This window comes from Ureaplasma parvum serovar 3 str. ATCC 27815, assembly GCF_000019345.1.
GTDB lineage: Bacteria > Bacillota_I > Bacilli_A > Mycoplasmatales > Mycoplasmoidaceae > Ureaplasma > Ureaplasma parvum.
Window position 1 is genome coordinate 172249 of record NC_010503.1, and the last position, 24681, is coordinate 196929.

Below are 24681 nucleotides of genomic sequence, written 5' to 3' on the forward strand. Positions count from 1 at the left end.
ACTAGTTTGCCTCTAAATTTAAATTTATTTGTTGTAAAGAATTATTTAATTTTTTAGCCTTTTTTTGATTTTTAACTTCAAGTTTTGCAAGTTTATAAGCTTGTTTTTCTTCAGCACTTTTTTTAGGTGAAAATACAGTCGCTAGTTTAACAACAATAATTATAAAAGTAATCATTTGTGGCATCATAAATACAATAAATACTCAATTATATGCAATATAATTTGGATTTTGATATTGTATAATGGTTGATAATTTTGCAAGAGATTTTATTCCTTGAGCTGCTAATACAGGATTTTGTGAGTTAGCTAATTGTGAGAATAATTGATTATATTTGTAAAATCAACTATTTTCTCAATCACTTAATACTTTTGTTACAAATCCTCATGTTCCATTATGATTAATAAATTTACTATGCGCATGATAATGAAGAGCTTCATATAATTTTGGATCGTTATTTTTATTAGTATTATTAATTAATGACTCCATTGTTTTTCCATTAATCAATTGATCGTGAATTGTTTTATACAATTCTTGATAATTAGCGTGTTGATCATAACCTAATCATGACATTAAAGAATGATTATCACCACTAACATCAGCTACTTTACCAATAATTTGACCTTGATCATTAACTAATGCTCTTGCATTTTCAAAACCTTCATTTAATAAACCAACCATTGTAAACGCTATTGTTAATCCTACTATAAATATAACTAATGCTGCTATAAATCAAGGCGTAAAGACTTGTTTAATTTTTGGAAGTTTGCTGAATTCAGCAAAGCTTTTATTCATTTTAATTTGATTCATTATTTAAGATAAGTGAAACCACTTGGTCCTTTATTCATATTAAAACTTGCTAAATCTTTTGGCTTACGATATTTATAAACTTTAGAAGCTAATAAAGCATGTGCTTCTTTGTGTGAGTTAAAATATTCTAAATATTCTTTACGTGATGAAATTACTGAACTTGAACGATATTTATTTCAAGAAGTGTTTACTGAATTAACATCAATCTTTAATAAATCAAATTCACCAACAACTTTTTGTACTGGACTTGTGACATAAACTAATACTTTTTCAACTGGATATTTAGGTGTTACTTTAAAGAAAACAACACTTTTAGCATTATCAAACAATTGTTCTGCTTCATTTGATGAAATTGAAATCATAATTGTTTGTTTTTCAACTTCAGAAACAGCTGAATCTGAGAAGACTCAATTACGATTCTCGCGTTCATCTAGAATTGCTTCATCATGCTCAATTTCAGCAACTGGTACTAAGACTTCTAAATCATCATCTTTAGATTCATCATTATCTACCTCACCGCTTTGTTCAACGGTTTCATAAATTGAATATTCATGGTTTGTATCTTCTAAAACTTGTTGACCTTCGATTTTTTCTTGGTTTTCAGCTATTTCAAATTCATGATGTTCACAGATAATTTTTTCTGGCTCAACTTCTTCAAAAATATGATTTTCTTCCATTTTATTAGTTTCAAGAATTTCTTGTGGTTCAACGAAATCTTGAACTTTTTCTTCTATTTGAACAGCTTCAGATGTTTCTGTTGTAGGTTTTAAACTAACTTCTTCATTAATAAAATTAAAATCATTTTCACCATCAACAACAATTGATTCATTCTCATTAAAGAATTTATCAAAGGCTGTTTGTTCAGCTTCTTCACAAGGTTTAAAATCTTGTGAATTATTTAAGAAACTGTTAATTGCTTTTTGTATAGCACATCTAAATGCTGGGGTATTTTCTTTATCAAAAGCTTTCTTATCTTCAAGATCAGCACGTAGTTTTGTTCCTTTAAAGTAATTTAATAAGTACTCTTTAAAATCTTGAATACGTTCTACTGGAACTTGAGGAATAAGTTTTTCTTTAACGGTAAACAAAATGATCGCTTCATCAGTTTGATTATAAGGTTTATTAGGAGCTTGCTTAATAACAGCCATAACTGCTTTACCAAGTTTTAGAATACGTTTAGTTTCATCATCCAAATCACTACCGAATTGACTAAATGCTTCAAGTTCGCGATAGTTAGCTAATTCTAATTTTAATGATGCTCCAGTTTGTTTAACTGATTTAATTTGTGCAGCAGAACCTACCCGACTAACTGATTGCCCTGCATCAATTGCAGGACGTTGACCAGCATTAAATAATGATGTCATCATAAAAATTTGCCCATCAGTAATTGAAATTACATTTGTTGGAATATAAGCTGAAATATCACCAGCTTGTGTTTCAATAATTGGTAAAGCAGTAATAGATCCTGCCCCTAATTCATCTTTTAGTTTGCATGCACGTTCTAATAAACGACTGTGTAAGTAAAAAACATCTCCAGGATATGCTTCACGACCAGGCGGACGACGTAATAATAAGGATAAAGTACGATAAGCAATAGCATGTTTGCTTAGATCATCATAAACAATTAAAACATCTTTTCCTTGATGCATTCACTCTTCAGCAATTGTTACTCCTGTAAAGGGAGCAATATATTGCAAAGCAGGTAATTCTGAAGCATTAGCTGTAACAACAGTTGTATATTCCATTGCTCCATGAGCTTCAAGTTCACGAACAACATTTGCGATTGTTGAGTTTTTTTGACCAATTGCTACATAAACACAATTTACATTACGGCCTTTTTGATTAATAATAGCATCAATTGCAATTGTTGTTTTTCCAGTCTGTCGGTCACCAATAATTAATTCTCTTTGGCCCTTACCAATTGGGAACATTGCATCAATTGATAAAATTCCGGTTTCAAGTGGTTGATGAACAGATTTACGGTCCATAACACCAGGTGCAATTTTTTCAATTACACTAAATTTATTTGCAACAATATTACCTTTATTATCAACTGCCTTACCTAAAGCGTCAACAACACGACCTAACATTACATCCCCAACAGGAACTTCAACAATTCTTTTTGTACGATAAACACGATCGCCTTCTTTAATATTTGAATAATCACCTAAAAGAACAACACCAACAGCATCTTCTTCTAGGTTTAAAGCCATTCCTTCAACACCATTTTCAAAACGTACAATTTCATTTAACATGACATTATCAAGGCCATCAACCAATACAATTCCATCACCTAACGAAATTACATTGCCGACCTCTAAGGTTAAAGCTTTTTCAGAAAATTTCTTAATTTGTGATTTTATATCACTAATTAATGAATGATTTTTATTATCTGTCATTTTTACGCACCTTCTTTCTCTTTCGTATTGATGATTTGATTTAGTTTTGTTTTTAGAGAAGAATCAATTATTTCCAAGTTGATTTTTAATGATATACCACCAATTAATGATGGATCAACGATAAATTTAATGGGTCTTTCATCGCCAAAACGACTAATAACAGTTTTTTTAATTCTTTGTTTTTGTTCATCATTCAATTCAAAAGCAGTTTTAATTTCAATAAAACGAGTTTGATTAGAATATGCTTTTAAACGATTGGCGATAATTTTTGAATATTTTGCTAGTTTAGTATTACTTTGCATAATTACTTCCTAATTTACCTTTTTTACAATATTAAATAATTTAGTTTTTAAACTATTATCTAAAACTTGCGATTCAAAATTAATTGAAAGTCCTCCAATAATTGATTTATCAACAACAACAATTGGTTCTATTTTTTCACACACATATTTCTTTTTTAAAGATTGCAGAAGGCGATCAATTTGATTTTTTGTTAATTCATAAGCAGTTGTTATTAAAACTTTTTTAACACTTAAAGCTTCATTAACAAAATCCAAAGCTTTTAAAACTATTTTTTTAAGTAGTTTAACCGATTTAACATCAATTAGTAGATCAATTAAACTAATTAAATAAATATCAATCTCACCTTCTAGATTTTTAATCACAATTTGTTTTCTTTCATTACGATCACGAGCAGGATCACCAACAGCTTCAAAAAAAGCTGGAACCTCTTCAATGATAGAATTAATTGTTTCCAAATTATGTTTGTATAAATCTAATTTTTTTTCTTCTTTAGCAATTTCAAAAATTGAATAAGCGTATTTTTCAACTGGTTTTAATGAAGATTTCATAAATTATTTTTCATTATTTTCTAATTCTTTAATGAATTGATCAACTAGTTTATCATTATCTTCTCTAGACAATTCTTTTTTCATCAATGCTTCAGCTGCAATATAAGCAGCTTCACGAGCTTCAGATTGTAAACGTTCAAGATTTTCTCTACGTTCATTAGCAATGCTAATTTTAGCAGAACTAATAATTTTATCAGCAGCTTCACGTGCTTCTTTTTCTAATGATTCACGTAAAGTTAATGATTCACTTTTAGCTTTTGCAATAATTTCTAACGTTTGTGCTTGTGCTGCTAAATGTTCAGATTTAGCGTTTTCTAAATATTGTAAAGCTTCTTGTTTAGCATTTTCTGCATCTGTAATTTCTTTAGCAATATATTCACGTCTTTTATCTAGCATTTTATTTGTTGGTTTTCATACCAATCATAATACTAATGAAAAAACGACACACATTGCAATAACTTGAGCTATAAATACTCATACATTAGGGAATAGTGTATTAATAATCTCTGCTGGATTTAATTCTGGAATATCACCAGTACATGAAGTCAACAGTGGTACAACTATAATTGATAAAGAAAGAACGGATAATATAGCTACTAAATGCTTTTTATTTAATTTCATAACGTTACTCCCTTAATTAATTTTCATTATTTTTATTTAATAAATTTATTTAAAAAAAGAAAATACAATTAAGCAACGAAAATAATTAAGATAGAAACAATAAGTGCATAAATAGCAACAGCTTCAGCCAATGCTAAACCAACAATCATTGTACTTAAAATCTTTGGTTGTGCTTCTGGGTTACGAGCTACAGCTTGTACAGCATTAGCTGTAGAAAAACCTTGCATTAAACCAACTGCACCAGCTGCTAACATTGTAATTCCTGTACCAATATATTTACCTAAGTAAGCAATTCCTGCACCGTTTGCAAGTGAACCTACATTTTCAGAAGCAATTGCTGGTAAATTAGCTTCAATATGTGATGAAATAACATTTGTAATATCAATAAATGATGACATAAATATCTCCTAAATATTTTTTAATTTAATTAAACGTTAATAAGTTTTTTATAAAACTACTTGAGCCTCATTATTTTGAATTTGATTTTGAGTATCAAGTTCTGCTAATTTTTTAGCAGCAAGTTTTTCGGCTTTTTTATGCGCAAGATGAGCGTGGTGTTCTTCACCTTCTTTGATTTCAAGACCTCAGTTAATACTTGTTAATAATGTAAATACAAAAGCTTGAATTGTTCCTGCAAAACAAGTAAAATAACCAATTAAGATTGGTAAAATTACTACTGCAGCAATTAATGATACACCAACTCAAGGAACTACGTTTGTAAAACCTGCAAATGCTCAATATGTTATGTTTAATAAAATTGCAGCAGCAGAGATATTACCTCATAAACGGAATGTTAATGAAATAATAGGGGTTAATTTAGAAACGATTTCCAAAGGGTTTATCATAATTGGAAAACCTTTAATTTTAAAAGCAAATTTTAAAAAGAATGAAGCTTTTTGGTATTTTAAGGCAACAATTTGACCACCGATCACGGTTCCAAGAGCCATTGCTAATGGAACGGCAGATGCAGTTGTTGCTTCTTTGAAACCAAATAAAGAAACTAAGTTAGCTGTAAAAATATAACAAAATGTAAATAGTACATAAGGTGCTAATTTAACATGTTTAGCGCCCATTGTATCAACAACTAGTCCTCTAAAATAATCAACAATCATTCCAATAATAATTACAAAACGGTTTGGCACATCATGTACAGTTAACTTTTTAACCATACTAAAATAAATCAACGAAACTGTTCCAATAATTAAAGTTACCATAATGATTGCAGCAATATGTGGAAGTGCAATCATTATATCAAGCGGGCTATAATTTTCCACTGTTTCACCTCCAATGAATAATGAATTATTTTTTTTCTCCTTTATCTTTTTTAATTCCTAAATAAATTTGCATCCCCATTTGGATAAAAAACATAAAAAATGTTAAAACAAATAATGAGATGGTCTCAAAAATAGATTGATAAAGGTTAACAAGATTACCAATGATCAAAGGCACTAATATTAGAAAATTAAATAAAATGTAAATAGTGCCAAAAGCAAAAAAATTTGCTGGTAATCGACGATATTTTTTGGGATTGACACCTAAATTATTCATTTTTAAACGCTTATTTAATAATTTAGAAATAATGAAAATTCGTAAAAGTGTAATTCCAAATCCAAAAGGAATAACTAACAAGTAACTATAAAAAAAAGATCAACTAGCTTCTAATAAAATACCCAAAAAAACAAATACCACAAACGATACTGATAGAAAGGGTAAAAAAATTATTAGATAACTATTGATCATTCTTTTAAGATTCACATTTAATCATTCTCTTTTAAAAAATTAGCCAAAACAAGTTGGCTTGCTTATATTATAAATAAAAAATGATGTTTTTATATATTTTAATTACACGTTATTACTTAAAAAAACGAGTTTGTATTATAACTATAATAAATTAGTGCTTTTTATTAAAGAATAATCACTAATAAATATTAAATGAATTATTAAAACAAAAGATAAGGAATACAAGAAGGTATGGATGAACAAATTTTTATTCAATTATTAGAAAACAATCTAACAAATTCAAAATCATATGTGACTCAACCAATAATATTAGAATTTAAAACGGATGTTTTTTTGATTATAAATCAAATTTTAAAACAATATAAAAAAGGTAAAATTATCAAAAATAATACAAATGAAATTATTTTAGAAATTGATAATAAATTAATTTCTATAACAAATTTAGATATCAATAAATTTCATTCGTATCAAATTGTTAATATTAATGAAAATAAAAATATTTATAACGAAAGGAATAGTTTAATTTTATTTGATTTAGTAAATTATATCATTGAAAAAAATCAAAATTCTATCAGACACATTAATTTTTGAACGATTCAAATGAGTGTAGTTAATTGAATTTATTTTATTACTTATAATTTTAACAATTCATATTTAATTGATCCAAATTGAAAAAAATATGTTTTTAAAATTAAAAAAGATGAATCTAAAGGTGTAATTAGTACCAATTTATTACATAATTATGGTTTTGTGGATTTTGTTGTACAGTCTAAATCACAGAATTTTTTAAAAGCTTATCGTGTTCAAGATGAAATTCTAAAATCTGTTTTAAATTTAGGCGATAACTTAAATAATGAATTTTTAGAAGAAATCATGAGAAAATATGATACATACAAAATAATTGATAGAGATCATAAATATTTAGTGATCAATATTGAATAAATTATAATATATAAAATATAAATAAAATCTTATTAACTTAAAATTTAAATTAGGAGATTATATGATTTTTTTAAAGAAAATAGAAGCACATGGGTTTAAATCATTTGGGGAGCCAGTTGTTATTGAATTTAAACACCCAATGACTGGAATTATTGGTGCAAATGGAACAGGAAAATCAAACATTATTGATGCTCTTAAATGAGTAATTGGTGATCAATCATTAAAAAGCATGCGTGCTCATAAAAATGATTTATTGTTTAGTGGTGGAAGATATGCACCGAAAGCCCATATTGCACGTGTTAATTTATATTTTAATAATGTTAATAATGTTTTATATACACAACATAAAGAAATTAAAATTTCACGAGTGTTGAATATTAAAACAAACGAAAATACTTATTATATTAATGATGAAGTTGCTCTTTTAAAAGATATAACAGATATGTTTTTAGATAGTGGATTATCAAAAGGTTCTTTAGGAATTATTAGTCAAGGTGCAGTGTCATGATTTGCTGAAGCAAAACCGAATGAACGACGAAAAATGTTTGAAGAGGCCTCTGGAATCGGGCGCTATTCAAAGCGAAAGCAAGAAGCGTTAAATTCACTAAGTCGTGCAAACGAAAATTTAGCTCGTTTAAATGACATAGTTGCTAATTTAAAAAAAGAATTGGCGAAATTACAAAAGCAAGCAATGCGTTTTAATGAATATAAACAAATTAAGGACGAATTAACAAAATTAGATTTAGTGATTATAGTACGTGATATCATTCACTGACAAAAACAATTGAATGATATTCAAGAAAATTTAAAAGAATATAAAAAAGAATATAATAAACAAAAACCATTAATTCAAAGTAAAAAAAATGAAATTGAAAGTTTACGAGTAATTTCAGATAGATATGCAAAAGAATACACTAATTTAGAATTTGAATATAAAAAATTAGAAGATACAATAAACGATTTGAATCTTAAATTATCTCTAACTAAAAATACACTTGAAACAACCGCTTTTAATGCAACAAATACACAAGAAAGGATTGATGCTTTTGCTACTTTAATTAAAACAACGGAAATAGAATTAAATAATAATAAAAAAAATATTAATGAAAAAAAAGATCAACTTAAAGATATTCAAAAACAAAAATTAGAACTTGAATCTCTTAAAACAAAACAAAAAAATAATTTGGATACCATCATTTGAGAAATTGCTAGTAAGAATTTAAAAAAAGAAATGTTAGAAGAGCAATTTAAACGCCAAACTGAGAATGAACGTGGTGTAAAAACAATTATTGATTCACAAAAAGCATTAGTTGGTGTTTATGGAACAGTTGCGCAGAATATTTCTACAAAAACAGAACACGAATTAGCAATAAGTACAGCTTTAGCTAAAGGAATCAATAATATTATTGTTAAAAACAATCAAGCAGCTGAAAATTGTATTAATTTTTTAAAGAAAAATAATGCAGGTGTTGCTACTTTTTTACCGATTGAAAATTTGCAGGCTAAAAGCATTAAACCAGAATTTTATGATGTATTAAAAGAATTAGAGGGGTTTGTAGGAGTTGCTAATGAACTAGTAAAAATTAATGTAAATTATAAAATTTCTATTGATTATCTATTAGGAAATACAATTATTGCTAATAATTTAAAAAACGCTATCATTCTAAGTGAATACACATATAAAAATTATAAAGTAGTCTCATTAGAAGGTGACATTGTTTTTGGTGGTGGTGCCATTTCTGGTGGAAGTAATAGTAAAAAAAATATTATTTTAAATCTAGAAGAAAAAATTAAAGAATTAGATTTAAAAATAAAAAAATTAAATGAAGAACAAATTGAATTAAATAATTTACATAACCAAACAAAAAAGCAATGACAAGAATATTATAATAGTGAACAAATTATAAATGGTATTTTAAATAATTTAATTACTACTAACAATAGTCTTTCTGATAATTTAAATAATTATAAAAGTCAATATGAGGCTTTAAGCGCTACAAAATTGTCTAAAGAAGAGATTGAATCAAAGATAAGTGATAATTGAAATGAATATAATAAAAAAAAGAATGAATTAATTAATTTAAAACAAAAAATCCAAACTTTAAAAGCAAATTTAAACACTGCTAATCTTAATAAGAATGAATTAGAAATAACATATAATAAGGAGCTTGAAGATTTTTATAATCTTGATAAAAATATTACTTCGTGTGAAAGTAATATAGATAATCTAAATTATTCGATTCAAAATGTACAAACAAGATTAGTAGATAATTATAAATTAAGTGTTGAGAATGCTATTGAAACATATCAAAATCAAGAAATTGATATGAGTGAATCAGCAGCACGTTTAAGAATCGAAAGTTTAAAAATTGACCTTGAAAAATATAATGATATTAATTTAAATGCGTTAGAGGAATACGAAGAAAAACAAGCAGAATATGATTCTAATTTTTTAGAGTATGAAAATTGCAAGCAAGCGGTTGATCAAATTAGTAGTTCAATTCAAGAATTAGATAAAAAAGCTAAAGCTGATTTTATGCGTGTTATTCGTGAAACAAATAAATTAATGCCAGAGATTTTTGAATATTTATTTGGTGGAGGATCTTGTGCAATTAGTCTTAATGATCCTAATAATATTTTAGAATCAGGTGTTGAGATAATTGCTAATCCACCAGGTAAACGTGATGTTCCATTATCTGCACTTTCAGGTGGGGAAAAAACAATGGTAGTATTGGCAGTTTTATTTGCTTTATTAAAAATTGCAAAATTTCCATTAGTTATTTTAGATGAAGCTGAAGCAGCTTTAGATGCAAGTAATGTTGCAAAATTCGGTGCCATTATCGCTAAGTATAGTGATGAAACACAATTTTTAGTTATTACTCACCGCGAAGGAACAATGAAAAGTTGTGGTTATCTTTTAGGTACAACAATGATGAATAACGGAGTAACAACATTACTAGAAGTTGATTTAAATGATACAAAAATAAAATATGAAAGTGAATTATAAAAATGGGTTTTTTTAAAAAAATATTCAATAAAATTCTAGGAAAAAAAGACACAGAACAAATATCACAAGAGATTTCACAAAAAAATGAAGAAAATCGTATTTTAAAATTAGAGGATAATTCGATTAATAAATTTAATGAAGGATTAAGAAAATCATCTTCTGCTTTAACTGATGCTATTAACGAATTAGCAGTTAAATATATAGATATTGATGAACGATGATATGAACATTTAGAAGAAGTTTTAATTAGTTATGATGTAGGCTATGTTGCAACTAATAAAATTATTGAATCAATTAGAAATGAAATGATTTACCAAAAAGTTAATGATCCTGATTTAATAAAGTCTATTATTATTGATAAAATTTTTATTTATTATATTCAAGATACAGAAATTAATACAGCAATTAATTTAAAAGAAAATCAAACTAATGTAGTTTTGGTGGTTGGGGTTAATGGCGTTGGTAAAACAACATCAATCGCAAAAATCACTAAAAAATTCATTGATGAAAATAAAAAAGTTCTCTTAGTAGCTGGAGATACATTTAGAGCAGGTGCTGTTGAACAATTAAAAGTTTGAGCACAACGCTTAGGTGTTGACATTGAATTACCTAATAAAGAGGGTCAAGATCCTGCTTCTGTCATATACGCTGGAGTTAAAAAAGGTTATGAACAAAAATATGATTTAGTAATTTGTGATACATCAGGTAGATTACAAAATAAAATTAATTTGATGAATGAATTAAAAAAAATTCATGATGTAATTCATAAATTTGATGAATACGCTCCGCACGAAACTTTATTAGTTTTAGATGCCACTCAAGGCCAATCAGGAATTAATCAAGCAAAAGCATTTAACGAAGTAACGAAAATTTCAGGGATTATTTTAACTAAAATGGATTCTACAAGTCGTGGGGGAATTGTATTAGCAATCAAAGATGCTTTTAATATACCTGTGAAATTGATTGGTTTAGGCGAAAAATTAGAGGATTTAAGTGTATTTGATTTAGAAATGTATGTTGATAGCATAGTTTTAGGAATGAAATTAGATGTTAAATAAGAATAAACGTTGATATTTGATTGCTTTATATGATATTTATCAAGGATTATTAACAACAAAACAATGTGAATATTTTAATTTACATTATTTTAAAGATTTGTCGTTTTCTGAAATTGCTGAACTAAAAGAAATTTCAAAAAGCGCTATTAGTGATTGTTTAAACAAAGTGTGTGACCAATTATTAAAATATGAACAAGCACTTTTAATTTATGAAAAAAACAAAAAGCGTAATGATTTATATACATTAATCAACGATTCTGAATTAGTTAAAAAATTAAAAGATATATAAATTTCTTATTAAAATAAAAAGAAAGAAACGGTTATTAAATTAACAACGTTTCTTTCTTTTTTTAATTTTGAATGTACATAAATCTTATTTAAAAGGATTTATATTACTTATAGATATCCTCATATTTTTCTGGATATAAATAAGCTAATTGTTTAATTTGTTGGATAATCGAACTATTGTTAGCTCTATTTTCCCGATCACCAAAAAACCCACTAATTTGACTATCTATTAAACTTCAACCTATAGTTTCTCACGTTGGATGACCATTTTTACTTGGAGTTCTACCAGTTGCAATTGATCCAACGAATCGTCCTTGTTCATCATATAAACTAGTTCCAGATGAACCACCCGCAGCATCTATATAGTCAGTACTAATTGTTGTATATGGTATATCTGATTTATATAAAACGCCCTTACCACCTGTGACAAAATTAGTATTTACAGAATCGATTTTTTGTATATTATATTCACGATAACGTAGTTCGCCAACCCCCATTGAATTTTGGTTAGTATTTGTATAACGAGGGAAAGTGCCAATATACCAATCAACATCTTGGTTGCTTCTAACATATCTTGTTTGTGGACTAACCTCTAATGGTTTTATATTTTTTAAACTTAAAAAATATTTTATAACACTAGTTTCTTCTGGAGACAAAGTTTTATTATTGTAAATAAACGGTTTATTTAAATCTTGATTTTTAAAAGCTTCAAAAATTGGTTTTAGATCGATACTAACTACTGACCAATCTAATTCACTTATTTTATCATCATATCTACCTAAAGCATTGTAGTGTTTATATATATTATTTTTTTGTAAACAAAAATCCATTACTTTTTCAAATTTTAATTTAAAAGGAAAAGCAAAATATTGAAGTTGATTTTTTCCTGGAGTATCTTGGTTATTAACACTACTATAATTATAATATGGTTGATATTTATCTTTATTTAAATCATTTTGACTAATTGTTTGAGGAATTACAACTGTATAATCTGCAAAATTCGAATATGTGTATTTTTCATTTCCATCATCATCGTAGATAGTTTTTTTATTTAAATTAATACTTTCATATTCCATTTTTCCAGCCCAATTTATTTGGGGATTATATCAACTACCACCACTACCAATAACATGATGATCAGTTAACATATAATAACGATAATCATTTGGATCATTTGGTTTTACCTTACCTAAAAAATTTCAAGTACCATCACTTGTTAAACTAAAAGTAATCGTACGCTCACGAACTTGTTTTATTGCCGCTTTTGACATTTCATTTTCATTGTCTTTTAAAATTCTTGCGGTATAAGATTTCTTTTTAAATTCCTCTAATTTTTTATCGATAATAACTTCATTATTATTTGTTAATCAATTAACAATAAAATCATATCTTCCAATAAAATATGACGGTTGATTTGAATTATTGTGTTTTCAAACGTAATCATAAAGCTTAATATTATCATTGCGTGGCTTAACTTCAACTTTTATCTTTGAACCATTTAAAAAGACATTAAATTTTAATTGTGATTTAATTTGTTGATAGATGTGATTTTCATAAGCTTCAGAACCTAAAGCATAATTTAAACTAAATTCAACATCTTCTAAAATGTGTTGTTTTTTAATTACTTTATATGAAATAGGAATTATCACATGCGATCTTCGCATGTTTTTATCTACAAGTTGTGATTCATAAATTAGATTAGGATCTAATTCTAGATCTACATTAAAGACAATATCTTCATCTTTAAAATTATTTAAATTATCAAAATCATTCAAATCTTTTTCTAAGAAGAAACCAGCAGATTCATCCTTTTTTAATCCTTCATCTTTAATTGCTAAATGTGCAATTAAAGAATTTAGATGATATGACTCTTTATTATTTTTAATTAAATTAAAATCTTTATTACTTGTTATTGTGTTATATAAATAAAAACCATTAGTAGCATTATGCTTATAAATTGCATATTCTCTTTCATGCAAAGTTAATGATATTAAATTGCGCAAAGAATAAGGGATATTTTTTTGATCAGTATTATTTTTTCATAAGTGATTAAAATCTATTTTTGATAAATTAAATTCATCTTTTATTAATGAATCATCAAAAAACTCATTAATAATATTTTGCTTTGGATAAACTTTATGTCAAACACTAAAATTTGTATTATTAGCATTTTGAATATTAACATGATCATTATAAGGTAACAAGCTGTTTTTATTAACTATTTTTATACTTTCAAGTTTATAATTTAATCCATCGAAAACATTAACAATTTTAAATTGTGCTAGATTTTTAAAATCAACATTTATATATTTATTTAATGGTATATATTTATTTAAAATATTATTTTTAGTGTCGATTTCATATTTAAAAACAAAAGTTTTATTTTTTAGGATTTTAAAATCATCATTATTAAAATTAAAACAAGCAGAACCGTATAGTTGATTTTCTTTTATATCAAAGTAGTATTTAAGTGATTTTAGTAAATATTCCTTGTCGTTTTGATAGTATTCAAAACTATTTTCTTTAATTTTACCAAGCGAAGTTATATTATCATCAAAACGAATATGAGTAATAATAAATGTTTTCAAATCTTTTGGAAAATCATGTAAATCAAATATCATTTTATTATTATCTTTTTTTTCATAACTAACAATTTTAGATCAGGGATTATTATAATCATATGATTTAATTAACAATTGTTTATTATTTGCTTCTAAAAGTTTAGTATTATCATTAGAACTAGACGAATCTAATTCAATGATTGCTTTTTTATTACTACTATCGATGTTAATATGTTTGATTTTAAATTTAATTTCTTGCTTTGAATTTTTATTAATATCATTAAAAGAATAGTTTTGAAAATCTTTGTCTTTAAGGTTTGCTTGATCACTAATAAAACTAAAATATTTTTGTAATTCTAGCTCATTTTGATTTAAGATGTCTTGATTAAGATTCTCAACTTCTTGTATATTAATGTTTTGCTGTTCAAATGCATCTGGCAACACTTTATCATTAAAATTATTTTTATCATTAAGTTCAATTTTAGTGTTATAAGGACTATCAATATATTTTTTGTCATTACTATTCAAGTCTTTATGATTATGCATATTTGTTTTAATACCTGGTATGATAAAACTGCTTTCATAATTAGATAACTTTTCAAAAATATTTGGACTAACATTAGGTGGATTAGTATCTAAAAATCTAAGATTTACAATTCGATATTTATTATTTAATTTTAAATTATCTAATTTAAATTCTACATTAAAATTTTTATCAATTCTACTAATTATTTCGTTATTAGGCACTAAATTACTACTTAAATTTTCAAATTCTAATGCTATTTTTTCATTTACTCTTACATCAGAATTTTTAGGAATGCTAAAAGATATTAATGCATTTTGATTAAAAACTTTTATTTTAAAATTATTGGTTTTAATAGGTATTGGTTTTATTGAAAAAATAGCATTATTTAGGTTGGTTTTCAAATAAATGTCTGTTCTTTTTTGATTATTAAAAGTTAAATTTTGAATTTGATATTTACGATTAGGGGTTAAATTAGAAAAAATAAAATCATAATTTTGTTCATCATTAATACTTAAAGGATCTGATGTAAATTTGTGACCATTATTATCTTTATAAGTTAAGGTTATAGTAGTATTTGGTGATTTAAAATTAAATTTTTTTAATTTTAAATTAATAATTGTTTTATTTTGATTAATAAATTTAGGTTTACTAATATTTTCTATATTAATTATATTTGCATCAAAATCGTCTAAGACATTTTCTTTATTTGTTTTTGGTGCTTCTTGGTTTGTTTTTGGTGCTTCTTGGTTCTTGCACATTATTAAAAAAGAAGCAAGGGGGAGCAAAAATAATACTCCACCGAATTTTCATCATTTTCTGTTTTTTATTCTTTTCATATTTTTATTTTATCTGAAATATTTTAAAATATTTTACTATTATATTTAATTGCATCCATAATTAAAAATATTGTAGTAAAAATAATGTTTATCATTCTATATAGAGAATAAATATTTTGTGTAATTAAAAATATTTTTAAAAAATATTGCTTTTTAAATTTGTCTGTTGTATAATAATATGGTACATTGGAAGTATAGCTCAGTTGGTTAGAGCACACCCCTGATAAGGGTGAGGTCGGTGGTTCGAGCCCACTTATTTCCACCATTTGGGGACGTAGCTCAATTGATAGAGCACCTGATTTGCACTCAGGAGGTCGTGGGTTTGACCCCCATCGTCTCCACCATTATAATTATAAAAACCAAACCAAAACGGTTTGGTTTTTTCTTCTCTAAATAAAATTAAAAGCCCATAATTAATTAATAATTACAGGTTTTTTGGTTTTTATTTTTTATTTACTACATTATCTAATTCAATAAAATTTTTAATAATGTCTCTTCCTTTATAATCTATTCCAACAATTTGTTTAGCAATTGCTGTAGCTACTTTTATAGCAGATTCTTTTGTCTTTTTAATTTTTTCATCATTGGCTTGTTTATTATCATTAAAGTCGATTGGATTTTGCTCTAGATCAATTGGAAAATCAGCATTAACATTGAATTGTTTATTTAAATATGGTAATAATTGTTGGTTAAAGGCGATATTAGCCATATGATACTTAGCATTTTTGTTTAATTTTTTTACAAAAGAAACAATAGATGAATTCATTAATTGTGATTTTTTAATTTCAACAACTGAAATTTTTGTTTTATCTGTTGGTGCAGCAAGATTGTTTTCTACTTTTTGATCTTTATTATATTCGTAGAAAGTTAAACGTAAAATTGTTGGATCAGATATATCAATTAATTTATTAGTATTAGTGTCTAACTTTTTAAATGCAATATTTTTTAGTTTTTCAGATATATCAAAACCTAATCCAATTGAAAATTTAGCTTCTACTTTATCATTAGAATTTTTAATATCATTGGTTGATAGATGTCGAAATGAAATATGATTTTGTTCAATATTATTAACATTATCATTATTTAATGCAATATTTGCAATTTTAACATTAGTCAATTTAACATCATAATCACGATTATTAAACTTTATGTATATGGTTTTATGGAGCGACAAAGTATGATAAACAAATTTCTACAAAGTATTAAAAAACGTAATTTATCAAAAAATACATATTTAACTTATGAATCACATTTAAGAAAGTTTAAGGTACAAGAACAAAGTTTTAAACAGATTATTAAGCAATTATTAAATAACAATTACAAACCAAAAAGTCTAAAATTAGCTAAGTCAATTTTAAGTGAGTATTGAAAATTTAGCAAACAATACCAGTATGTTCAAGAATTAGAACAAATAAAATTAAGTAAAGAACAAAAAAGTTATAAAAAAGTTTTTAGTTTAGATGATATTAAAAAATGTTTAAAAATTAATAAACAAGATACTAAACAGATTAAGTTTTATAAAACGATTTTATTATTCTATGCCACAACTGGAATTAGAGCAATGGAAATCTATCAACTTAAACAAATAAACAATGACTTATTCGTAATCAGTGGTAAAGGTAATAAGAACAGACAAATTTGCTATATTGAACATCTGTGAAATAACATTAAAAACAAAAAACTACCATCAACTAAAACATTACGTAAATATCTAAAAGTATTTTTTGATAATAAAAACGTTTCATTACATACGCTAAGACGTAGTTTTATTACAAACTTTTTAACTAGCAATGAAAATTATAAACGTGGAGATATGCTAAAGATTGTACAGGATTTAGTTGGTCATGAAAATATCCAAACAACACTACAATATGTACAAATCACAAAAGAACAAGTGGACGACGTTTATAAAGAATTTTTTAAGGAATTTGAAAATGATAAATAATATTTTTAATAAAAAGTTGTTAGTTTACAACGAAAAAGATCAACGTTGGTATAACAAATTTGATAGAACTAAACCTTTATTTTCACCAAGTAGACTATTAAGTTTTAAAAATTACATTTTTGAAAAAATACCAGCAAAAAATCTAGAATATCCAATTGAGTTTGGAACTAGTTTAATGCAAATCATTCAATACTATTTTGAAAATCAATCAAAATTAGATGTCATTTTAAATAGTATTAATGAAGAAAAATTAAAAGAAGTCTTTTTATTGTTTTTAGACTATTTAAAAACAAATGATTATTCACTAATCGCTGTTGAATTACATTTATTTAGTCCAAAACTAAACCATTACTGACATGGTTTTGCTGATGTTGTTGTTAAAACCAAAGATGATAAGTATAAAGTACTTGAAATCAAAACACACAACGAAATCCAATCAGTGCCATCTTGAAAGTTTCAAGCTGGTGTATATGATTACATCATCAGCCAAGAATTAAGCAATTACGAACCATCAGCTATACTAGCATTTAGTCGTAAACAAGCAAAGTTAAGCGTTTATGAAAATGATTCATTAGATTTAAGTTTTATTAATAAAATCAATGAACTATATTCTTAATAAAAACAAAAAAGTAAGCTTAACTGAACTAATGAATCAACAACCACATTGATACTTAGAAGAACTACAAGAACATTTAATTAAATATCTTGATACAAACGGACTAAACGACACTAAAAAACTAATTAAACAAACAATTAAAGAATGGAAAAAATAATATGGATAAAATTAAAAATTATCTAGAAAAATTACAAGCGTTTTATAAGTTATATTCTCTTAATTTAACTCAAGGAACAGAAATTTTAATTATTCAAATCATTGATAAAGGTAATTTAATTTTTGATTCCATTGAAAAAGGTAAAACATTTAACGAAAGTAAAATAATAGAACCACTTTTATTCATTTTTAAAAAAATAAATACAATTTTAGCTATCTTAAAATTAACTTTTACTAAAGATGATTTAATTGGAATTCTACAATCATTAGAAGAGCATATATCAGAATTTATTATTGCAAATTATAAATATGATTTTGAAATCGAAGAAGATGATGAAGATTAATAACAATGGAAAAAATAGTTGGCTTTATTGTGAACATAATTAATGTTCAAAAACAAATGATAAAAGACTTAAAAGAACTAAAAAATCATAAAGACATCATGGTAAAAGACCATGAAAAATTAAATGATATGTTAAATAGTATGATAGATGAAGCAGTTAAAAATTACAAAATTGCATTAAAAAACATAACAGAAATTCTAAACGTTCATTTAAACTGTGTTTTATATAATCACAATCTTAAATGTGGCGTAAAAGATGAAAAATTATTATTACCACTATTTAAAAGAAAGAAAGCGAGTTAATAACTTATGGCAATGCTTTGTATGTGTGATGAATGCCAAGCAATTATTAATTATTATGTTGTACAAATTGAACAATTGTGTAACGAAATTGTAAAAACAAGAAAAAGAGTTGAACCATATAAAAAATTGGGTAAATTGTTTTTTGAAATTATTCAAAATGATTTATTTGAAGCAATAGCTGAAGAAGTGTTTAGAATAGATGAAAAACCAAAACGAAAAACAAATAAAAGAGTATGTAAATAAATTTAAAGATTTGCGTAATCAACTAACAAAAAACAATGACGTTAAAAAAGTTTGCGATTTAATTAATGATTTGTTTTTTGAAGTATATAAAAACAATTTAATAGATGAAGTTATCAAGGAGATTAACAAACATGACTAATTGAGATAAAGAACATGCATTAAGTGAAGAACTAAGACAATTAAAAGATGAGTTCGAAGATTTAATGGATGATTTAGCAAGAATTAATAAAGATTTAGATTTTAATATCTGAGAACGTAAAGACTTAGAATATCGTAAAGCAAGTTATGAGACAGATATCGAAAGTATTAGATTACGAATTAACCAAAAACAAAATGAAATGATGGAGATAATAAAAAATGACAAATAGTATTAAACGTGAAATATTAAGTGCTTTAAATGATGAAACAAAAAAAGTAATTAGCAAATTACAACAAACAAATAATTTAATTAAACAATTAAGCGATGAAAAAAAGACATTAGAACAATATTTAAAAGATAATGTTAACAATCATGAAATCGTTGATTTAGACAGTGATTTAAAAATTAAAATCTATGATTTAACATCTAAGGATAGTATTGTTTTAGATTATGACAAAATCATTACTGATTATAAAGTTGATACAAAAAAATATGAAACGATTAAAAAAGGAACAACATCAACACGAATAACATGAAGTGGAGCAGATAAATAATGGTTAAAGACGATAAATTAGTGCCAAGCATTAGATTATTAACACCAAATGAACTAAGCGAACAATGAGCTAATCCAAATAGCGAAATTAATCAAATCACACGTGCTGTTTTGACCATTCAAGGAATTGATTTAAAAGCCATTGATTTAAACCAAGCAGCACAAATTATTTATTTTTGCCAAGCAAATAATTTAAATCCACTAAACAAAGAAGTTTATTTAATTCAAATGGGCAATCGTTTAGCACCAATTGTTGGTATTCATACTATGACAGAACGTGCTTATAGAACTGAACGATTAGTTGGTATTGTACAAAGTTATAACGATGTTAACAAAAGTGCTAAGACAATACTAACAATCAGATCGCCAGGTTTAAAAGGTCTTGGAACTGTTGAAGCTGAAGTATTTTTAAGCGAATACAGCACGAATAAAAACTTGTGATTAACAAAACCTATTACCATGTTAAAAAAGGTGTCTTTGGCCCACGCATTGCGTTTAAGTGGCTTATTAGCGTTTAAAGGTGATACGCCTTATATTTATGAAGAAATGCAACAAGGCGAAGCAGTGCCAAATAAAAAAATGTTTACACCACCAGTTGCTGAAGTAATTGAACCAGCAGTTGAAAATATAAAGAAAGTAGATTTTAATGAGTTCTAATAACTTTGATAATAATATGCCACGTATTGAATTTAAAAAAATGCCACTAACTTTTATTAGATTAAATACGAAAAAAAGTAATAACGCACCCTTTGTTTCAGGTAGTTTTTGATTAGCAGATAAAGTAAATGCGAACGTTTATTTTAGTGAATATTTAATGGAACGTATTGTTCCATTTGAAAACAATAAAACTAATATCGTTATCTTAGAAAATGTTTCATGTTATATAAATTTTAACTGAGAAGAAAAACGAATTATTATGCGTGTTGTTTCATTTGATAATATTTTTTACAAGCATCAATTAAGCGAACAACAAACTATTGATTTTGTGAGTGCTGAAAAAGAATATAACTATCAAACACAAACAGTTAATTCTTATAGTAATAGTGATGATGAAATTGAAATTATTAACTGATTAGAAAGTGATGAACAAAAAGCATATTTTGATAGTCAGTTAATGTTTATTGATTATAAAAACCAAGGCTTTTTTAAAAATAAAACAATGCCAGATAAACTAAAAAATAACGCTAATGCTTTAGAACTTTATAAACAAATTATTAAATTAGATTTAGAAGCATTTAGTGGTTTATACAACGGCTTAAAACCATTTGAAGCAGCAAATAAATTAATTGAAAAAGGCTATATAACACTTAACGATTTCTTTAAATATGCGATCTAAACAATGACATTTGAGCACACAAGATGCTAATTTAGCAAATAAAAAATATGATTATATTTACTTTAGGGGTGTTAATCAACTTTATTTAAAACGTCTTAAAAAAAGTAGTAATAAGTTTTTTGTTTATAAAAAATGTAAAATCGTACCACGTATGATATCAAAACATTTAAATAACGACCATTTAATTAACGTTAATGATTATGTACCACTAACCAAAGAATTTATTAAAAAAAGCGTTGAAAAAGAAGTTAAACATTATCTAAGGTTTATATCTTATGAAAACAAAACTAAACAAATGCCTGAACTAATTAATTTTTTAGAAAAATCACTTGAAGATAAGTTATTTATTGTCGCAAAAGATTATGATCCTTTATTTTCTGTGTTTTTACGTTATTACATTCAAAGTTTAATAGAAAAATATATTAATGAATTATGAATAAATGAGTGATAGGAATCGATTTATCAACAACAATAACAGGAGTTGCTATTTTAAGAAATGAGCAGATAATTAAAACCTTTGCTGTTGCTTTTGATAACTTTAATGAAAAGAATTTATATAACAACGTTATAAGACTTATTAAAGAAATTAATTTAAATGTTTGATTATTAGCTGATGATGATTATTATATTGGTATTGAAGTTGCTAACTTTTCAAATCCAAAACTAACACAGCGTTTTTCAATTTATGCTGGTATGATTATTGCGTTAATGTCACAAGTTTTAAGAGATTTTAACGCTGAATTTAAAATGTTTAATGCGAATGCTTGACAGTTAAAAATACCACAAATACAATATAACACATTGCGTAAAGATCGTAAATTAATTACTAAAAATTTAATGATTAAAACATTTAATATTAAAAGTAATTTAAACGAAGACGAATACGACGCCTTAGCGATTGCTTATTTTTATGATAGTATTAATTCAACGCTAGAACAAGAAGAGATAACTAAGGCTAAAAAAATAGTTAAAATGAATAAAGTTAAACAGCAGTTATCAATTAGTAAAAAGATTAATAAACTGCTTGAAAAGAAAAGCAAACTAAAAAAAGCAACTGCGATATCAAAAGTTGATGAACAAATAGAAGAATTAAAGAAACTAAATAAATAATGTTATAATATTTATCTCGTAGGTAGTCATACTATCATTTGCTAAATAGTATAACTAGAATAAAAAAAGGTGTTAGTTGAATCTAGCACTTTTTTATTTTAATAATTTAAAACAAATTATATATTATGTTATAATATATACACTAGTACACGTTGATATAACGCTTACGTGTTAAAATAAAATAGCGTTATTCCTTCTCTTCTTTTTTACAAAGATTATTAAAATATTATTTTTTACTTAAAAAATAATCTTTCTGATTTATTAAACAATATTGGACAAATATATTTTTTGCTTAAAGTACGCCCAATGGCGTTGTTTAATTAATCTTTCTCACCACTTATTAAATAAACGACTGCTAAAACGTCCTGATAGCGTTTTTTAATTATTTATTTGAATTTTTGAATGTTAAATTTCAAAATAAACTAAGCAAGCCTGATAAACTTGCTTTTTTTATTGTCTTTTGGTATAATATTATTGTCCATTATCTGGTATTTATATTAGGTCTTTGGGCTATAATTCTAAATGTATTATAATATTGTTGAAAACAAAAAACACGCTCCGTTAAAGCGTGCTTAATGTGTTAGTTTAGGTTTTATTATCTTATTTTCTTAAACTTATTAGGATTTGGATTATTGTTAAGATTATTACTATTAGGTCTGATAATTCCATAGAATCACCCCCTTTTTTTAAAAGGTTATGGTGTATTCCTAAACTAACAATAATATTATAATATATTTTTTACACTTTGTCAATACTTTTTATATATAAATATATAAAAATGTGGTATAATTTAAGTGGCTATTACTTATTTACGACTGGTAGTAGCAAAATCTTTATTATTTCAGTTCCTTAATGGTTGAAATATAAAAAAGCCACCCTTTAGCAAGGTGGTTTTTATTTTGTCTAATAATCGCTTTTAATACGTTTTAAATATTCGATCTCTTCTTCTAATTTGCGTTGTTTACGTCTTGATAGATAACTATGTCTGATATCATCAATAAACGCCTTTGGATCTAATATACCATCCTTAATTAATTTGGCTAGCATTAATCTAAATCTTAGCATTAGCATTAATTCAAATACTTTTAATGGAATTGATAACGCTGTTATTAAATATCCAAGCACTGAGAACACTAAACCAAATAATGCGGTTGGGTCTTGTCAGTTGATGTGTTTTAATTTATCAAACAAACTCTTAATCTTGTCATTGAAATTAAAAAATGGTACAAACACAATAATCATAGCAAACGCAATTACAAATATTAAAATAGCAATTCATAACATCAAGCGTTTTTTATTAAAGAAAAATAATTCCTTAGTAATCGCTTTGAACTCTTGTTTTGTCATCTTTTATAATCTCCTGTTCTAATCGCTTAACTTTTTGTTCTTGCTCTTGTATTTTTAATTGCTTTTCTTGTTGTTCTAGTTTTTTTAATTCTTCATCCAATGTTTTGTAATTGTTAGAACTTATAACTGCTTTAATATTTTCAACACTAATATAACGATTACGTATTTGTTCAACTAGTATATCTAAGGCTTCGAACTCTTCTTTACTTAAATCCCCGTACTGGTGCATTTTAGCAACAGTTCGCCATAATGTTTTTAATGTTGGTAAAAGTGTTAACATTGAAATAATTAAATTAATAAATCCAATAGTCATAAAGAATGGAAAATAAAACTTTTGTTCTTTTACAAATAACACAAATGCGTTATCATTTGGTAGTCCAGCAATTAAATAAGTAGATAATAAAGCTAATCCTAAAAATAACCCTGAAATAATTGAACTTGTTAAATAAATCAGCTGTACTTGTTTTTTAGAAAACTTCCATTCTTTGTTTTTAAACTTATTTTTATTGTTCATCATTTAAAATACTCTCCTTATTTTGCTTGTATAAATCATTTTGAGCCTTTTTTATGCTTCTTTTTTGTTCGTTAATAGCTTTTCATTCACTTTTTAGTTTGTCTTGTTCTATGCGAGTTTTTAGATGTCAGTTTTTGCCTTCTGTTGTAAATCGTCAAAAGAACGGCGATATTGCGAAAAAATCAACGCAACCACAAATGATATAAGCAAATAAAACAACTAAAAATAATTGCCATTTTTTCGTACTTCCTAGTTTTGGAAATTTTGATATCATTCAGTCTCATAATGTGGCTTTGTCTGTATATTCGCTTTCTTTACCAAAAAATACAAACGATGTCTCACCAATTTTAATAAAAAACGAACAAATTAAAAAAATGGTTCATAATGTGGTTAGAATTCATAGTCATAAAATACGACGATTAATATATTCTTTCATTAA

The 24681-nt window shown here is 25.6% G+C and carries 30 protein-coding genes and 2 tRNA genes; 19 read left to right on the forward strand and 13 right to left on the reverse strand.

Features of this window, described 5'->3' with window-relative positions; translation table 4 throughout:
• Position 1 precedes the first annotated feature (1 nt).
• From UPA3_RS00700 to UPA3_RS00735, 8 genes are all read right to left on the reverse strand, one after another.
• A complete protein-coding gene (locus UPA3_RS00700) occupies positions 2-808 on the reverse strand; it encodes a hypothetical protein (RefSeq protein WP_010891683.1) in 807 nt (268 codons plus the stop codon).
• Positions 808-3207 carry a F0F1 ATP synthase subunit alpha gene (gene atpA / locus UPA3_RS03325; RefSeq protein ID WP_006689132.1) on the reverse strand — a complete coding sequence of 800 codons (2400 nt, stop codon included), beginning with the start codon at positions 3205-3207 and terminating at the stop codon, positions 808-810. Before atpA ends, UPA3_RS00700 begins: the two co-directional genes overlap by 1 nt.
• Before the next feature lie 2 nt (positions 3208-3209).
• Complete coding sequence (locus UPA3_RS00710; RefSeq protein ID WP_006688956.1) at positions 3210-3509, reverse strand: F0F1 ATP synthase subunit delta; 300 nt, start codon at positions 3507-3509, stop codon at positions 3210-3212.
• A gap of 9 nt (positions 3510-3518) precedes the next feature.
• Positions 3519-4058: an ATP synthase F1 subunit delta gene (gene atpH / locus UPA3_RS00715; RefSeq protein ID WP_006688889.1), complete on the reverse strand. Its 540-nt coding sequence runs from the start codon at positions 4056-4058 to the stop codon at positions 3519-3521.
• Between the two features lie 3 nt (positions 4059-4061).
• Positions 4062-4679, reverse strand: coding sequence for a F0F1 ATP synthase subunit B (gene atpF / locus UPA3_RS03280; protein WP_006688915.1), 618 nt, complete (start codon positions 4677-4679; stop codon positions 4062-4064).
• Between the two features lie 68 nt (positions 4680-4747).
• Complete coding sequence (locus UPA3_RS00725) at positions 4748-5077, reverse strand: ATP synthase subunit C (protein ID WP_006688882.1); 330 nt, start codon at positions 5075-5077, stop codon at positions 4748-4750.
• A 48-nt stretch (positions 5078-5125) separates the two neighbouring features.
• Positions 5126-5953 carry a F0F1 ATP synthase subunit A gene (locus UPA3_RS00730; protein ID WP_006688950.1) on the reverse strand — a complete coding sequence of 276 codons (828 nt, stop codon included), beginning with the start codon at positions 5951-5953 and terminating at the stop codon, positions 5126-5128.
• Positions 5954-5978: 25 nt separating this feature from the next.
• Complete coding sequence (locus tag UPA3_RS00735; RefSeq protein WP_038105860.1) at positions 5979-6419, reverse strand: hypothetical protein; 441 nt, start codon at positions 6417-6419, stop codon at positions 5979-5981.
• Positions 6420-6650: 231 nt separating this feature from the next.
• On the opposite strand from UPA3_RS00735, the gene UPA3_RS00740 reads away from it, so the two are divergent.
• From UPA3_RS00740 to UPA3_RS00755, 4 genes are all read left to right on the forward strand, one after another.
• Positions 6651-7361 carry a hypothetical protein gene (locus UPA3_RS00740; protein ID WP_006688826.1) on the forward strand — a complete coding sequence of 237 codons (711 nt, stop codon included), beginning with the start codon at positions 6651-6653 and terminating at the stop codon, positions 7359-7361.
• A gap of 61 nt (positions 7362-7422) precedes the next feature.
• Positions 7423-10368 carry a coiled-coil domain-containing protein gene (locus UPA3_RS00745; RefSeq protein WP_006688967.1) on the forward strand — a complete coding sequence of 982 codons (2946 nt, stop codon included), beginning with the start codon at positions 7423-7425 and terminating at the stop codon, positions 10366-10368.
• Positions 10369-10370: 2 nt separating this feature from the next.
• A complete protein-coding gene (gene ftsY / locus UPA3_RS00750) occupies positions 10371-11426 on the forward strand; it encodes a signal recognition particle-docking protein FtsY (RefSeq protein WP_006688880.1) in 1056 nt (351 codons plus the stop codon).
• Entirely contained in the window at positions 11416-11715 is a 300-nt protein-coding gene (locus UPA3_RS00755) for a putative DNA-binding protein (protein ID WP_006688941.1), read from the forward strand. The genes ftsY and UPA3_RS00755 overlap by 11 nt, the downstream gene beginning before the upstream one ends.
• A 103-nt stretch (positions 11716-11818) precedes the next feature.
• On the opposite strand, the gene UPA3_RS00760 is transcribed toward UPA3_RS00755, so the two are convergent.
• Entirely contained in the window at positions 11819-15637 is a 3819-nt protein-coding gene (locus tag UPA3_RS00760) for a DUF1410 domain-containing protein (RefSeq protein WP_010891685.1), read from the reverse strand.
• A gap of 188 nt (positions 15638-15825) precedes the next feature.
• Here UPA3_RS00760 and UPA3_RS00765 point away from each other — a divergent pair.
• Positions 15826-15902 (forward strand) — tRNA-Ile (locus UPA3_RS00765).
• 3 nt (positions 15903-15905) lie between these two features.
• Positions 15906-15981: transfer RNA gene (locus UPA3_RS00770), tRNA-Ala, on the forward strand.
• Positions 15982-16079: 98 nt separating this feature from the next.
• On the opposite strand, the gene UPA3_RS00775 is transcribed toward UPA3_RS00770, so the two are convergent.
• On the reverse strand, positions 16080-16754 hold the full coding sequence (locus tag UPA3_RS00775) for a hypothetical protein (RefSeq protein WP_012317005.1): 675 nt from the start codon (positions 16752-16754) through the stop codon (positions 16080-16082).
• A gap of 60 nt (positions 16755-16814) precedes the next feature.
• Between UPA3_RS00775 and UPA3_RS00780 the strand changes: the two genes are divergently transcribed.
• The 13 genes from UPA3_RS00780 to UPA3_RS00835 are packed head-to-tail and all read left to right on the forward strand — an operon-like array spanning position 16815 to position 22381.
• A complete protein-coding gene (locus UPA3_RS00780) occupies positions 16815-17582 on the forward strand; it encodes a tyrosine-type recombinase/integrase (RefSeq protein ID WP_012316991.1) in 768 nt (255 codons plus the stop codon).
• Complete coding sequence (locus UPA3_RS00785; RefSeq protein WP_004025921.1) at positions 17572-18198, forward strand: hypothetical protein; 627 nt, start codon at positions 17572-17574, stop codon at positions 18196-18198. Before UPA3_RS00780 ends, UPA3_RS00785 begins: the two co-directional genes overlap by 11 nt.
• The gene (locus tag UPA3_RS03285; protein WP_004026028.1) at positions 18182-18355 is read left to right on the forward strand and encodes a hypothetical protein; all 174 of its coding nucleotides are present in this window, start codon (positions 18182-18184) and stop codon (positions 18353-18355) included. The genes UPA3_RS00785 and UPA3_RS03285 overlap by 17 nt, the downstream gene beginning before the upstream one ends.
• Before the next feature lies 1 nt (position 18356).
• The gene (locus UPA3_RS00790) at positions 18357-18698 is read left to right on the forward strand and encodes a hypothetical protein (protein WP_004025751.1); all 342 of its coding nucleotides are present in this window, start codon (positions 18357-18359) and stop codon (positions 18696-18698) included.
• A gap of 5 nt (positions 18699-18703) precedes the next feature.
• Positions 18704-19000 carry a hypothetical protein gene (locus tag UPA3_RS00795; RefSeq protein ID WP_010891688.1) on the forward strand — a complete coding sequence of 99 codons (297 nt, stop codon included), beginning with the start codon at positions 18704-18706 and terminating at the stop codon, positions 18998-19000.
• Positions 19001-19006: 6 nt separating this feature from the next.
• Entirely contained in the window at positions 19007-19243 is a 237-nt protein-coding gene (locus tag UPA3_RS00800; RefSeq protein WP_004026929.1) for a hypothetical protein, read from the forward strand.
• Complete coding sequence (locus UPA3_RS00805; RefSeq protein ID WP_004025899.1) at positions 19200-19382, forward strand: hypothetical protein; 183 nt, start codon at positions 19200-19202, stop codon at positions 19380-19382. The genes UPA3_RS00800 and UPA3_RS00805 overlap by 44 nt, the downstream gene beginning before the upstream one ends.
• A complete protein-coding gene (locus tag UPA3_RS00810; RefSeq protein ID WP_004026113.1) occupies positions 19375-19611 on the forward strand; it encodes a hypothetical protein in 237 nt (78 codons plus the stop codon). The genes UPA3_RS00805 and UPA3_RS00810 overlap by 8 nt, the downstream gene beginning before the upstream one ends.
• Positions 19601-19936, forward strand: coding sequence for a hypothetical protein (locus tag UPA3_RS00815; protein WP_004026070.1), 336 nt, complete (start codon positions 19601-19603; stop codon positions 19934-19936). The genes UPA3_RS00810 and UPA3_RS00815 overlap by 11 nt, the downstream gene beginning before the upstream one ends.
• Entirely contained in the window at positions 19936-20592 is a 657-nt protein-coding gene (gene bet, locus UPA3_RS00820) for a phage recombination protein Bet (protein ID WP_004025556.1), read from the forward strand. Before UPA3_RS00815 ends, bet begins: the two co-directional genes overlap by 1 nt.
• Positions 20582-21271, forward strand: coding sequence for a hypothetical protein (locus UPA3_RS00825; RefSeq protein ID WP_004026102.1), 690 nt, complete (start codon positions 20582-20584; stop codon positions 21269-21271). Before bet ends, UPA3_RS00825 begins: the two co-directional genes overlap by 11 nt.
• Entirely contained in the window at positions 21261-21722 is a 462-nt protein-coding gene (locus UPA3_RS00830) for a hypothetical protein (RefSeq protein WP_010891690.1), read from the forward strand. The genes UPA3_RS00825 and UPA3_RS00830 overlap by 11 nt, the downstream gene beginning before the upstream one ends.
• The gene (locus tag UPA3_RS00835) at positions 21704-22381 is read left to right on the forward strand and encodes a hypothetical protein (protein ID WP_010891691.1); all 678 of its coding nucleotides are present in this window, start codon (positions 21704-21706) and stop codon (positions 22379-22381) included. The genes UPA3_RS00830 and UPA3_RS00835 overlap by 19 nt, the downstream gene beginning before the upstream one ends.
• 903 nt (positions 22382-23284) lie before the next feature.
• Here the strand turns inward: UPA3_RS00835 and UPA3_RS00840 are convergent.
• The 3 genes from UPA3_RS00840 to UPA3_RS00850 are packed head-to-tail and all read right to left on the reverse strand — an operon-like array spanning position 23285 to position 24678.
• Positions 23285-23728: a hypothetical protein gene (locus UPA3_RS00840; RefSeq protein ID WP_004026698.1), complete on the reverse strand. Its 444-nt coding sequence runs from the start codon at positions 23726-23728 to the stop codon at positions 23285-23287.
• Positions 23697-24245, reverse strand: coding sequence for a hypothetical protein (locus UPA3_RS00845; RefSeq protein WP_010891692.1), 549 nt, complete (start codon positions 24243-24245; stop codon positions 23697-23699). Before UPA3_RS00845 ends, UPA3_RS00840 begins: the two co-directional genes overlap by 32 nt.
• Positions 24232-24678, reverse strand: coding sequence for a hypothetical protein (locus UPA3_RS00850; RefSeq protein ID WP_004025764.1), 447 nt, complete (start codon positions 24676-24678; stop codon positions 24232-24234). Before UPA3_RS00850 ends, UPA3_RS00845 begins: the two co-directional genes overlap by 14 nt.
• Positions 24679-24681 lie beyond the last annotated feature (3 nt).